13 protein-coding genes are annotated in these 12,731 nt (G+C 58.0%); 11 read left to right on the top strand and 2 right to left on the bottom strand.

Features of this window, described 5'->3' with window-relative positions; genetic code table 11:
- Nucleotide 1: 1 nt before the first annotated feature.
- The 7 genes from GbCGDNIH8_RS09825 (at nucleotide 2) to eat (ending at nucleotide 7,593) form a co-directional block, all read left to right on the top strand.
- Nucleotides 2-799 (top strand): mutator mutT family protein, encoded by a 798-nt coding sequence (locus GbCGDNIH8_RS09825; protein WP_072573036.1) that lies wholly within the window; start codon nucleotides 2-4, stop codon nucleotides 797-799.
- Nucleotides 800-1,281: 482 nt separating this feature from the next.
- Entirely contained in the window at nucleotides 1,282-1,887 is a 606-nt protein-coding gene (locus GbCGDNIH8_RS09830; RefSeq protein ID WP_072573037.1) for a septal ring lytic transglycosylase RlpA family protein, read from the top strand.
- A gap of 21 nt (nucleotides 1,888-1,908) precedes the next feature.
- Nucleotides 1,909-2,385: a hypothetical protein gene (locus tag GbCGDNIH8_RS09835; protein WP_072573038.1), complete on the top strand. Its 477-nt coding sequence runs from the start codon at nucleotides 1,909-1,911 to the stop codon at nucleotides 2,383-2,385.
- 373 nt (nucleotides 2,386-2,758) lie between these two features.
- Nucleotides 2,759-3,739: a bile acid:sodium symporter family protein gene (locus GbCGDNIH8_RS09845; RefSeq protein ID WP_072573040.1), complete on the top strand. Its 981-nt coding sequence runs from the start codon at nucleotides 2,759-2,761 to the stop codon at nucleotides 3,737-3,739.
- Nucleotides 3,740-3,877: 138 nt separating this feature from the next.
- Nucleotides 3,878-5,278 carry an ethanolamine ammonia-lyase subunit EutB gene (locus GbCGDNIH8_RS09850; protein ID WP_072573041.1) on the top strand — a complete coding sequence of 467 codons (1,401 nt, stop codon included), beginning with the start codon at nucleotides 3,878-3,880 and terminating at the stop codon, nucleotides 5,276-5,278.
- Nucleotides 5,271-6,071, top strand: coding sequence for an ethanolamine ammonia-lyase subunit EutC (eutC, locus tag GbCGDNIH8_RS09855; protein ID WP_072573042.1), 801 nt, complete (start codon nucleotides 5,271-5,273; stop codon nucleotides 6,069-6,071). The genes GbCGDNIH8_RS09850 and eutC overlap by 8 nt, the downstream gene beginning before the upstream one ends.
- A gap of 142 nt (nucleotides 6,072-6,213) precedes the next feature.
- On the top strand, nucleotides 6,214-7,593 hold the full coding sequence (eat, locus tag GbCGDNIH8_RS09860) for an ethanolamine permease (RefSeq protein WP_072573043.1): 1,380 nt from the start codon (nucleotides 6,214-6,216) through the stop codon (nucleotides 7,591-7,593).
- Between the two features lie 83 nt (nucleotides 7,594-7,676).
- On the opposite strand, the gene GbCGDNIH8_RS09865 is transcribed toward eat, so the two are convergent.
- Together GbCGDNIH8_RS09865 and GbCGDNIH8_RS13075 are read right to left on the bottom strand one after the other, a co-directional pair.
- Nucleotides 7,677-8,420: a hypothetical protein gene (locus tag GbCGDNIH8_RS09865; RefSeq protein ID WP_157692621.1), complete on the bottom strand. Its 744-nt coding sequence runs from the start codon at nucleotides 8,418-8,420 to the stop codon at nucleotides 7,677-7,679.
- A gap of 48 nt (nucleotides 8,421-8,468) precedes the next feature.
- Nucleotides 8,469-8,690: a hypothetical protein gene (locus tag GbCGDNIH8_RS13075; protein ID WP_072573045.1), complete on the bottom strand. Its 222-nt coding sequence runs from the start codon at nucleotides 8,688-8,690 to the stop codon at nucleotides 8,469-8,471.
- Between the two features lie 79 nt (nucleotides 8,691-8,769).
- Between GbCGDNIH8_RS13075 and GbCGDNIH8_RS09875 the strand changes: the two genes are divergently transcribed.
- The 4 genes from GbCGDNIH8_RS09875 to GbCGDNIH8_RS09890 are packed head-to-tail and all read left to right on the top strand — an operon-like array spanning nucleotide 8,770 to nucleotide 12,684.
- Nucleotides 8,770-9,795 (top strand): sulfate ABC transporter substrate-binding protein, encoded by a 1,026-nt coding sequence (locus GbCGDNIH8_RS09875; protein ID WP_072573046.1) that lies wholly within the window; start codon nucleotides 8,770-8,772, stop codon nucleotides 9,793-9,795.
- Nucleotides 9,796-9,804: 9 nt separating this feature from the next.
- Nucleotides 9,805-10,731 (top strand): sulfate ABC transporter permease subunit CysT, encoded by a 927-nt coding sequence (gene cysT / locus GbCGDNIH8_RS09880; RefSeq protein ID WP_072573047.1) that lies wholly within the window; start codon nucleotides 9,805-9,807, stop codon nucleotides 10,729-10,731.
- Nucleotides 10,728-11,537 carry a sulfate ABC transporter permease gene (locus tag GbCGDNIH8_RS09885; RefSeq protein WP_072573048.1) on the top strand — a complete coding sequence of 270 codons (810 nt, stop codon included), beginning with the start codon at nucleotides 10,728-10,730 and terminating at the stop codon, nucleotides 11,535-11,537. The genes cysT and GbCGDNIH8_RS09885 overlap by 4 nt, the downstream gene beginning before the upstream one ends.
- A 49-nt stretch (nucleotides 11,538-11,586) precedes the next feature.
- Nucleotides 11,587-12,684 (top strand): sulfate/molybdate ABC transporter ATP-binding protein, encoded by a 1,098-nt coding sequence (locus GbCGDNIH8_RS09890; protein ID WP_072573049.1) that lies wholly within the window; start codon nucleotides 11,587-11,589, stop codon nucleotides 12,682-12,684.
- Nucleotides 12,685-12,731 lie beyond the last annotated feature (47 nt).

A 12,731-nucleotide genomic window follows, 5' to 3' on the forward strand; every position in this document is an offset into this window, starting at 1 on the left:
TATGCCGGCCCGGTCCACACTGCCTCCTGCCCTGCCTCATGCAGAGCAGGCAGCATGGCCGGTTTACCCCGTGGAGCCAGAGATCAAGGCGCGTGTCACAAGCGCCATGCCCGATCTGGCCTCCTCGCTGGATCGGGAAGTCGAACGGATATGGCAGGCAGCCCTTCAGCGCACCGGCGGCAGACTGTTCAATGGGCAGGTGTTCAGCGCCGATGAACTGACGCCTGCCCTGCTGACCGGGCATATGACGGAATTTCGCCGTATCGTCGCCCAGATGGAGCGGCCTGATCTGTATGAGGCACTGCATGTCAGACCGCTGGCGGTATGCGGTTCCGTTCTGGCCCGTCCTGAAGCCAGCCCGGAAGAAGGCGGCATCATCATCGGACGACGGGCAGGCCATTCGGTCTATCAGGCCGGATACTGGCAGACGCCTCCCGCCGGGAGTGTTGATGCAGGGGCCTTGCTGCCTGATGGCAGCCTGGATCTGCGCGGGCAGTTGATGAAGGAGCTACAGGAGGAACTGGGAATCCTTCCTGAGGCCGTGACCGAGTGCGTTCCCCTGTTGATGATCGAGCATCCGGACAGCCATGTACTGGATATAGGCCACCGCATGGTGGTCAATCTGACTGCATCCCAGGTGCAGGAAACCCACCGGTTTCTGGCCAATGATGAATATGATCCGGTCCTGATCCTTAAACTGCCGGAACTGGAAGCGGCCCTGCGTGGTCTGGGCGGCGTTCTGTCGCCACCATCCCGTGCCATAATGCAGGTCAGCCACTGGCTTGGTGGAAAAATCTGAATTTTTTTGATCTGTTCAAAAAAATCGAGATTATATCTCGCTATATTAAGATCACTCTGGCAATGAAACAAAATTTTAGGGTCAAAATCCCAGATTTTTAGGTTTTTAGTCCTTTATTTTTTCTTTTCCCTGTTCCCTGACTTATCACACCTATCCAGTCCTCACTGCGATGGCATCTTGGGAAGCAAATAAAACATCATCCTCAAATAAGAAAAAGCAGTCGATAAATATTGATAAAAATATAGCCGCCACAAACCCGCCCTAATTCCTGCCATATTTCCAATGATGAGTCATTTGGACTGGACACGATGTCTCTGCGTCTGCTAGTCAGGCTTCATCACGATGAAGGGATAGATTATATCCCTACCCTCCGGTCAGGTTTTTATCCTGCCGAGCACCATTGTGCACGTCTGTGGCGTGCGCGTTCTTTGTGTTTGGCGTTTCGGTACGGTGTTCCGGGGCGTCCCGATCAGGAGCAGGCAATGCGCCACCTACGTAAACGAGGCTTCCATGCCTTGTTAAGTTCAGCTTTGGTCTTTGGGACTACCAGTCAGGCTTTCGCGACAACCCATGGGCCGGCCCATCACGTTTCAAAGCGGCATATTTCCCATCATGTCAGCGCGCATCATTCGGTTTATGCTGCCGAAACCGTGACTGCCGATGACCTTAACAGTGGTGAGCTGAGCAAGTTCAACGCAGCCAGCGGTTTTTCTGCTTCCGGCAGCATTCAGCCTTCCACGGCCCAGACCCATCATGCCATTTCTCTGCAAGGCACCATCGCCGGGAAGGATGTGCAACCCAAACCGATTGAGACCGGAGTTGCCTCCTGGTACGGCAAGAAGTTCCGGGGCCGCGTTTCCGCCGATGGGACCATTTTTGACGAACATGGTCTGACCGCCGCGCATCGCTGGCTGCCGCTTGGCTCCAAGGTCCGTGTCACCCTGGCCGATAGCGGTCGCTACGTCGATGTCACTATTACTGATCGCCCTGGCACACGCAAACGTGTCATCGACCTTTCCAGGGGTGCCGCCGCAGAACTGGGCATTATCAGCCAGGGCACGGCCAAAGTTACTTTAAGCCAGCTCTAAGCATCTGCGATTCCTGCATCCATGCGGCCTTCCAGCCTGTTCACCAGTATGTTCTGCCGCTTTCAGGTCACCAGACCTTCTCTCTCACTGTTTCTCCTCGTTCTGTCAGCCTGTGCAAGCACGGCTGGAGGGGGATATACCAAACGTCTGACCGGCCAGACCGTGCCGACAGGCCCCGGTCATGCAGGGGATCGCTGCACCGGCCCTTCCAGTGCAACGCTGGTCATTGATCGCTCATCCCGCCGCTTTACCTTTGCTCCGGCCGATGGCGCCCTGCGCCTGTCAGGTCTTGTCGGTGCAAACGGGACCATTCAGGCAAGCACCAATACCCAGCCGCCGGGCAAAACGCCCTATATCGTGACGCTGCATGGCGTGTTGGGAAAAGACAGCTTCAACGGCACCTATGAAACGCCGCTCTGTCTGTCTGCCGTCGCCCTGAAAACCAGTGACGGGCTTGGCATCATACTGGCTGCTCCGGACAATGCGCTGGGCCTCTGACGGGACATCTCCCTTGGAGCAGCTGCTCCACATTCAGCAGATGTCGTGACGAAAAGAGGGTTTTTCATGACCCGGCATGCAGCGGATGACAGGTCCGTGAACACCGTAAGCGCCCCCAAAACATCCTTTGCAGACCATCGGAACTGAGTGGCTGGTCATGCCGCACATGACAATGCCGGCATAAAGCACGCAGACGGCCACAACGGGCACATCCCATCCATACGTATAATCCACGCATCCGCACAAAACGGACAGGATGCTGATCGATTGCCAATTTCCCGAAATACCGCGCATCAGGCAGCCTTCATGCGTTAAGTCGTAAACAGATTATTGTTTGATAGCATAATCAGGCTATTTTCATTGAAGGATCGCCATGAGCCTCGCCCCACTGAATGCCTCACCGGGATTACAGATTTTCCCCGTGCTTGCGATCCTTGTTTCTGTCCTCGCCTGGTTCTGGCCGGAGCCTTTTGCCATAGCCCTGCCCTGGATCAGCCCGTTGCTCGCGCTGGTCATGCTGGCCATGGGGATTACGCTCACCCTTGATGATTTCCGCAGGCTTGCCACCCGCCCCGCCCCGGTTCTGGCAGGGCTTGGGCTGCATTATCTGATCATGCCGTTGGCCGCACTGGGGATTGCCCGGCTGCTGCACCTGCCACCTGATCTGACAGCAGGCATGATCCTGACCGGCAGTGTCGCCAGCGGAACCGCCTCTACGGTCATGGTCTATCTGTCAGGCGGAGAAGTCGCTCTCTCCGTCACGATCAGCGCCTGCTCAACCATTGTCGGGGTTGCCATGACGCCGCTGCTGACCTGGCTTTATACCTCCTCGACGATTCCGATTGATTATGGAGCGATGTTGCTCAGCATCGTGGAGATCGTGCTGTTGCCGGTCGGGCTCGGGCTGCTGCTGCGGCACACTGTGCCCACCATGATCACACGGGTGGAGCCGGGCCTGCCGATCCTGTGTATGGCAGCCGTGATCATCATTATCGGTGCAATCGTCTCCGCAGTGCCCGACAATACCCTGACCGAGGCCGCACCGATGATTCTGGCTGTCGCCATGCATAATACCACCGGGTTGCTCGGCGGCTATTTCGGAGGCCGCCTGCTCGGTTTCAATGAAGCCGTCTGCCGGACGCTGGCTCTGGAGGTCGGCATGCAGAATTCCGGCCTCGCAGCGACTCTGGCGCGGCTTTACATTTCCTCCAGCGCCGCCATTCCGGCTGTTTTTTTCTCAATCTGGCACAACCTGTCCGGTTCCCTGCTGGCTGGATACTGGTCCCGGCATCCTGCCTCACTCTCAACCCGGCAGAAGCATGCAGCGCAGCACACGTCGTTTTCTGAAAGATGAATGTCGGTTTTTACATTGCACGGTCGCATCAATCCGACAGACGATGCGTTCTGGAAGAAGGTCTGCACCATGGGAGACGTTCTCCCCTGAGCGTCATACAGCCCTCCATGACAGAAACGGCAGGGAAGGACATACACCGTGGCAAGCCATACAGCGACCGCAGGCGGGGAGCGGCATCATTTCGATGATCTGAAATCCGTTCTCGCCGCTGCCTCCCCCCGCCGCTCGGGCGATGAACTGGCCGGATTGGCTGCTGCAAGTGATGCGCAGCGTGTGGCGGCGCGGTTTGTTCTGGCTGATCTGCCGCTGCGCAGTTTTCTGAACGAAGCCGTCGTGCCGTATGAGAGTGATGAAATCACCCGCCTGATCATCGACACGCATGATGCAGCCGCCTTTGCTCCAATTGCGCATCTGACTGTAGGCGGATTTCGTGAATGGCTGCTTTCCCATGAAGCCGATGCCGCTGCCCTGGCCGCCGTCGCGCCCGGCATCACACCGGAAATGGCCGCCGCCGTCTGTAAACTGATGCGCAATCAGGATCTGATCGCCGTCGCACGTAAATGCCGCGTCATCGCCGGATTCCGCAATACATTGGGGCTGGAGGGGCGGCTGGCGACAAGACTGCAACCCAATCATCCCACCGACGATCTGCGCGGTATCGCCGCTGCCACATTGGACGGACTGCTCTATGGCACTGGCGATGCTGTGATCGGCATCAACCCTGCCAGCGACAATGTACCGAACTGCATCGCCCTGCTGGAAATGCTGGACGAACTGCGCCAACGCTACAGCATCCCCACACAAAGCTGCGTGCTGACGCACGTTACCAACGCACTGGAAATCATGAAACGCGGTGCGCCGGTCGATCTGGTGTTCCAGTCCATCGCCGGGACCGAAGCCGCCAATCGCGGCTTCGGAATAGACCTTGCCATCCTGCGGGAATCCCATGATGCCGCCCTGTCCCTGAAACGCGGCACGGTCGGTCAGAACGTGATGTATTTCGAAACCGGACAGGGGGCTGCGCTCTCTGCCGACGCGCATCACGGGCTGGATCAGCAGACGGTGGAAACCCGGGCCTATGCCGTGGCCCGCGCCTTCAACCCGTTGCTGGTCAACACCGTGGTCGGCTTTATCGGCCCCGAATATCTGTATGACGGCAAGCAGATCATTCGCGCCGGTCTGGAGGATCATTTCTGCGGCAAGCTGCTCGGTCTGCCGATGGGATGCGACGTTTGCTACACCAACCATGCCGAAGCTGATCAGGATGATATGGATACGCTGATGACCCTGCTGACCGTGGCGGGTGTCACCTTCCTGATCGCCGTGCCGGGCGCAGATGATGTGATGCTGAACTATCAGAGCCTCTCCTTTCATGACGCGCTGTATCTGCGCTCCGTGCTGGGCGTGAAAGCCGCACCGGAATTCGAGACATGGCTGGAACAGATGGATCTGAAAGACCGGAGCGGACGCATTCGCGCCCTGCCCCCGCAGGATGATCGCGTGCTGCGCCTGATCGCGGAGGCCACCTCCCATGGTTGAAAAATCGGCCGGGAACCCGCCTGACCACACGGCCTCGCCCATCATCGACCCATGGGCGAGGCTGCGGGCCGCCACCAGCGCCAGAATTGGACTGGGCCGGGCCGGGGACGCCATGCGCACACAGGATGTGCTGGATTTTCAGCTCGCCCACGCGCGCGCCAGAGATGCCGTGCATACGCCGCTGGATACCACAGCCCTTCAGGCGGCGCTGGCCCCGCGCGAAACTATTCTGGTGCAGGCCGATGTAGACAGCCGCAGCACCTATCTCCGTCGCCCCGATCTCGGGCGGCGCCTTTCACCCCACTGTACGGATATGTTGCAGAAAGGGGATTGGGATGTGGTGTTCGTCATTGCCGATGGTCTTTCCTCCACCGCCGTGCAGGTGCATGCGGCCCCGTTTCTGCATCAGGTGATCGGGCTTCTGCCTGGATGGCGCATCGCCCCCATTGTGATCGCCACGCAGGCACGGGTAGCGCTGGGTGATGATATCGGCGAACGGCTCGGCGCAAAGCTCTGCGCGCTGCTGGTCGGGGAGCGACCGGGCCTGACCGCGGCCGACAGTCTCGGGGTTTATCTGACCTATGATCCCAAGCGGGGACGGCGCGATTCCGAACGCAACTGCATCTCCAACATCCATGGCGGCGGCCTGTCTTATACGACCGCCGCGGACAAGCTCACCTGGTTGATGAGCGAGGCGCGAAGCCGCAAGCTGACCGGGGTAGCGCTGAAGGATGACCCCCTTCTGCCGGGAGCAGCCGTCCCCACCAGCCTGTGCGCCGATCCGCCCGGCTGACTGTTTGCCTGCCCGGATGATAGTGCCCTCGTCACTATGATCCGCAAGAACAGCGCAGAAAGCGCCCGTTTTTAAAACGTCATCACGCCGACGATTTCAAACAGCCGTTTCATGAAACGTTCCACCCAAGAAAGAATCATCCATGGCTTCTCCCTCCTCTTCGCCTCCCCCCTCCGCCCCCACCCTCAACAAAAGCCTGAATGTTTTCCACTTATGGGGCATTGCTGTCGGGCTGGTTATTTCCGGTGAGTATTTCGGCTGGAGCTATGGTTGGGCCGCCGCCGGAACGCTGGGCTTTCTGATCACCACGCTGGTGATCGCCACCATGTATACCGCCTTCATCTTCAGTTTTACTGAACTGACCACCGCCATTCCGCAGGCAGGCGGCCCGTTTGCTTACAGCTATCGCGCTTTCGGCCCCACGGGCGGGTTCATTGCCGGTTTTGCAACCCTGATTGAATTCCTGTTCGCCCCTCCGGCCATTTCACTGGCCATCGGCGCCTATCTGCATGTGCAGTTCCCGACCCTGGATCCGAAAATAGCCGCGCTTGGTGCCTATGCGGTCTTCATCGCGCTGAACGTGATCGGCGTCACCATTGCGGCAACATTCGAGCTGGTCATTACCCTCCTCGCCATTGGCGAGCTGCTGGTATTCATGGGTGTCGTCTCACCCGGTTTCTCATGGAGCAATTTCACCCATCATGGCTGGGCAGGAAGTGATTATTTTTCCAGCGCCACGCTCGGCGGCATCTTTGCGGCAACACCCTTCGCCATCTGGTTTTTTCTGGCCATTGAAGGCGTGGCCATGGCTGCCGAGGAAGCCAAAAACCCTCGCCGTACCATTCCCGTCGCCTATATTGCCGGGATCGTGACGCTGGTCCTGCTTGCTTTCGGCGTCATGCTGTTCGCAGGTGCCAGCGGCGACTGGAGCAAGCTCAGTAATCTGAATGACCCTCTGCCGGAAGCCATGCGTTTCGTGGTCGGGGATCACAGCGGCTGGCTGCATATGCTGGTCTGGCTGGGTCTGTTCGGCCTGATCGCATCGTTCCATGGAATCATCATGGGCTATGCACGACAGATTTTTGCACTGGCCCGCGCGGGGTTCCTGCCGCATTTTCTCGGTCGGGTGCATCCCCGCTTCCACACCCCTTATATCGCCACCATCGCCGGGGGTATCGTCGGCGTGGCTGCAATCTACAGCGATAATCTGATTGTGATTGCGGGTCAGTCCCTGACCACCACCATTGTAACCATGTCAGCTTTTGGCGCCCTGACCATGTATATCATGAGCATGGCCAGCCTGTTCCGCTTGCGTCGCACGGAACCGGATATGCCACGCAGCTATACGGCACCGTTTTATCCTGTCCTGCCCGCACTGGCTTTGGGGCTGGCAATTCTGGCGCTGGCTGTCATGATTTTCTATAATATCGAGATTTTCATGATCTTTGCCGCGATCATGCTGCTCGCAACCGGGCTGTTTTTCGTCCTTGCCCGCCCGACCGTAGCGGCAGCACTCCGCTGAGGCTATCCCGGTGACGATTCAGGCGGCGCATGATGCGCCGCCTGACAAAGTCTCATAAAAAAACCGGATCAAAAATATGAGGATCAGCCCTTGATCCACCATTTCACAGGCTGAGGCTCTTTTTCACGCTTGGCCCGCTTTACATATGTTCTTGGCTGCCGTGTCCGGACAGGCTCATCTTCCAAAGAAGATGCAGTCATCCGTTCAGCCGGAACAGGACGCGGCTTTAGTGCCTGATCGCGCATATCCTTCAAAGCAGCAACAGCTTCATCTCTCGCCTGTTCGGCGTGGTAGAGACGCGTTTTCTGATTTTCAATCGTCTGCTGAGCCTCTTTCAGCGCCCGCAACAGACGATCAATTTCAGACCGTGCCTGTTCCAGCAGATTGACCGCCGCCAGATTAGGCTCGTTACTGGCTGAACGCTCATCGGGAACAGGATCCCGGCGCACACGATTGATTGTCTGCACCGGCACTTCACCGTCACGTACAAATCGTGCGCGTCTGGCCTGCTGGTGGGTACCGGCCTTTACCTGCGGTGCCACAGGCCGCCATCCACGCAGTGCAGCGCCTTGGCCCGTCGCAGCAGAGCCACGATCTTGTCCGCGCTCATGACGTGTCTGGTGAATTTCTATCGACGTTGGCGCGAATGCCTCCGGCGTAGTCGCCCCAACCGCATCCCGTGCAGCATGCGATCGCGCCGCGTCACCTTCACCGATCCCCAACGCCCGACGAGCGCGCGCCTCAGCCTCATCCAATGCGGAAGCGGAAAAGCTTTCTTCTTCTGTCTCGTTGGATAAAACTGAACCAGACTGAACCATAAAACGCATGTTTAATTAGATCTCTATAAACTTATAGATTTACAAAACATTGAATAGCTATTGATAGTTAATAAAACTATGACGCTGTTTTTCGATTTCATAGCATATTTCAGCATCATTCCTTTGAATGGAATGCGCCATATTTTCACAGAATGCAACCTTATTATCCTTCAATACTTGTTTTATTTCATGAATTTTGTAGCGCAACAGAGTTCCTTCGAAACAAGCCCGCAAAAATTCAACCAAAAAAATTTGTGAAAAAAAATTCACACCATCCATTGCGGTCATATTCAACAGAAGATATAAGAAAATTATACAATTAACGAACTAAAATTGTAATTTAAGGATCGTTGCCTCCATGAAACGCACCATAAGTCTTTCCTTGACTGCTATGCTGGGACTGGGTGCAGTCAGCACATGCATACCCGCCAGAGCCCATGCAGAGGAAACAACCACTCTTCTTAATGTATCATACGATCCGACACGAGAGTTTTATAAGGACTTCAACCGCCTGTTCGAAAAGAAATGGCACGCGGAAGGCCATCCGGATATCAGCGTCAAGACATCGCATGGCGGTTCAGGGGCACAGGCGCGCTCGGTGCTGGATGGGGTGCAGGCGGATGTCGTGACGCTGGCCCTGTCGATCGACATCGATGCTCTGGCTACCCATGGCCTTCTGGCAAAAGACTGGGCAAACCGTTTTCCGCATTTCTCATCCCCCTATACCAGCACGATCATCCTGCTGGTAAGAAAAGGAAATCCCAAACAAATCCATGACTGGTCTGATCTGATCAAACCGGGCGTTCAGGTGATCACCGCCAATCCCAAGACCGGTGGTGGGGCGCGCTGGAATTATCTGGCCGCTTATGGATGGGCCCTGCATCAGCCGGGCGGCAATGAACAGAAGGCCAGAGAGTTTATCACGGCTTTGTACAAGCATGTGCCTGTGCTTGATTCCGGCGCCCGTGGCTCAACCAATACTTTTATTCAACGCCATGTCGGCGATGTACTGATCGCTTGGGAGAACGAAGCCCTGCTGGCACAGCGTGACCTGGGAAAGGGAGAGTTCGAGATCGTCTATCCTTCGGAATCCATTCTGGCGGAGCCACCGGTTGCCGTCGTTGATTCCGTGGTTGACAGGCATCATACGCGGGAAGCCGCCACAGCGTATCTGAACGCGCTTTACACGCCTGAGGCACAGGAGCTGATCGCAAAACATTATTTCCGCCCGTCTGATCCTGCCGTTCTGGCCCGCTACAGCGCTACATTCAAACCGCTCAAGCTGTTCGATATTCGCAGCCTGGGTGGCTGGGCCACTGTTCAAAAGATACATTTTGCCGAAGGAGGTGTGTTCGATAGTATCTATACACCCTCAAAACAGTAAGATTGCCCGATGAGTCACCCTGAAAGCCTGACCATACCGGACCCGGTCCGGCCCGGCCTGAGCCTCAGCCGCGCCATCTTCCGGTTTCCGGACCATCATGTCCTGCCCGGTTTCTGGCTGTCTTTCGGTGTGACCATGGGCTGGGTTTCTTCACTGGTGCTGTTACCTCTTCTGGCGCTGTTTGCAAAAGCATCCAGTGCCGGCGTGGAGCAGATGCTGCATGCCGTGCTGGCTCCACGCGCTCTGGCCGCGCTGGAGCTCAGCTTTGGCGTGGCAGCACTGGCCGCCCTCATCAACCTTCCGCTCGGCCTGCTGCTGGCATGGGTACTGGTGCGTATCCCTTTTCCCGGTCGCTCTCTGGCAGATGCGATTGTTGATCTGCCCTTTGCCCTGCCAACAGCCGTGGCCGGTATCACACTGGCCACGCTGTATGGCCCGTCCGGCTGGATCGGTGCGCCGCTGGCATCCCTCGGTATCCAGATTGCCTTCACCCGTCTCGGTATTGTGCTGGCGCTGATTTTCATCGGCCTGCCTTTCGTGGTGCGCAGCGTCGCTCCCGTGCTCGCTGATTTTCCCGCCGAGCAGGAGGAAGCGGCCACCACGCTCGGCGCATCACCGTGGCAGAGCTTCCGGCGGGTTATACTGCCCGCTCTGCTGCCTGCTTTGATCTCCGGCTTCGGGCTGGCTTTCGCACGCGGAATTGGCGAGTACGGATCCGTCATTTTCATTTCAAGCAATATCCCGATGGTCAGCGAAATCGCACCAACCCTGATCGTCTCCGAATTACAGGAATTCCACTACGCCTCGGCCTCCTGCATAGGATTGTTCATGCTGGCCGGTTCCGCCCTCAGCCTTGTGCTGGTTGCAACACTGCAACGGCGCTGGGCAGCCCCTACCTCCCGCAAGCGCCGCCTTATCGCCGGAGGTCAGACATGACCGGGAAAAAATATCTCCGCGGTGGCAATCTTCTCTGCCTGCTTGCAGGATTACTGATCGTGATCGGCTTCCTGCTGCTGCCGCTGATTGCGGTGTTTGCCGAAGCATTGCGCGCGGGGGTGTATGTTGCTCTCAGTTCCCTGAGCGATCCGGATGCGCTCTCGGCCATCAGACTGACCTTGCTGGTGACGGCCATTGCTGTGCCGGTCAATACGCTGTGCGGGATCGCCGCCGCCTGGGTGCTGAGCAAATTCTCCTTCCCCGGCCAGAAGCTGCTCTCCATCCTGATCGACCTGCCGCTCAGTATCTCCCCGGTCGTGGCGGGTCTGGTGTGGATCCTGCTGTTCGGCACCCGAGGCTGGTGGGGGGAGGCCCTTCAACAGCATGGGATCCACATTGCCTTCGCCACACCGGGTATCGTGCTGGCCACGCTGTTCGTCACCTTCCCCTATGTCGCCCGCACCATTCTGCCGCTGATGCAGTCACAGGGCACAGAACAGGAGGAAGCTGCCGTCATGCTGGGGGCCGGGTTCGGCACTATGCTGCGCCGTATCGTGGTGCCGGATATTGGCTGGGCGCTGCTGTCAGGCGTGCTGCTGTGCACCGCCCGGGCGATGGGGGAGTTCGGAGCGGTCTCTGTGATTTCCGGCCATATTCCAGGCGTCTCTGAAACCATGCCCGTGCATATCCAGACCCTGTATGATGGCTACCAAAGTACGGCCGCTTTCGCCATGGCAGCCGTGCTGGCCCTGTCCTCGATTGCTTTTCTGGCCTTGCGCCGTCTGATCTCGGTGGTCAACCGATGAACCTCATCCTCTTCCCCTTTCTGGCTGCCCAGTATGGAGACGCCGCGCCATGAGCATCGAACTGCGCCATATCAGCCTTGGTTTCGAGGGAGAGGCAGGGGTCCGGGACATATCCCTGCCCATTGAAAGCGGCGAATTCCTGGCTCTGGTGGGCCCCTCCGGCGCGGGCAAGACGACATTGCTGCGTCTGATCGCCGGGTTGTTGCAACCGCAGACCGGGCAGATCCTGATCAACGGGCGGGATGTGACGCATGCCCCCGCCAAGGAACGTAATATCGGCTTCGTCTTTCAGAACTACGCGTTGTTCCGCCATATGAGCGTCGCCGACAATATCGCCTTCGGCCTGACTGTTCTGCCACGCTCACGCCGCCCGTCGCGTGCCGCGATTGGCCGCCGGGTAGAGGAACTGCTTCATCTGGTGCAGGTGCCGGAACTGGCTGGTCGCATGCCGGATCAGCTCTCCGGCGGGCAAAAACAACGCATCGCTCTTGCGCGCGCCCTGGCGACCGAGCCGCAAACCCTGTTGCTGGATGAGCCTTTCGGCGCGCTGGACCCGCTGGTGCGCAAGGATATCCGCACATGGCTGCGGGGGCTGCATCGTCAACTCGGGCTGACCAGCATCTTTGTCACACATGATCAGGGGGAGGCCATGGAAATGGCCGATCGGGTCGCCGTCCTGCGGGCCGGACAGTTGCAGCAGGTCGGCAGTCCCCAGCAGCTGGAAGCGCATCCCGACACCGCCTTCGTGCACCGTTTTCTGGGCGAGACAGTGACTTTCATCGCGGAAAGCCGCGACAGCCATCTGTCACTGCCCGAGCTGCCCGATCACCAGCCTCTTGCAACCGCCCTTCCGGATGGCAAGGCTTTGCTCTCCGTACGTCCCTATCATATCCGCTTGACCGAGGGTCATCTGGCCCGCGTCGAGGATATTGCGCTGGCCGGACCATTCACACGGGTTGTGCTGTCCCTTCAAGGGCGCATGGTCGATGTGCTGCTGCCGCCAGGGGCAGAGGTTCCGGAACGGGGCAGCGTACACGGGCTGGATGTCAGCCTGGGCCATCATTTTCCTGACAACCACCCCGCAGACATGCCGCATATCAGGACCGGGGCAACCAATTTATTACATAATTTTGCTGAAGCCGCCTGAACCGTCCCCTGCCCTATGGCGCTCAATAAACGGAATGATAGTTTAAT

Source organism: Granulibacter bethesdensis (assembly GCF_001889545.1).
Lineage (GTDB): Bacteria > Pseudomonadota > Alphaproteobacteria > Acetobacterales > Acetobacteraceae > Granulibacter > Granulibacter bethesdensis_B.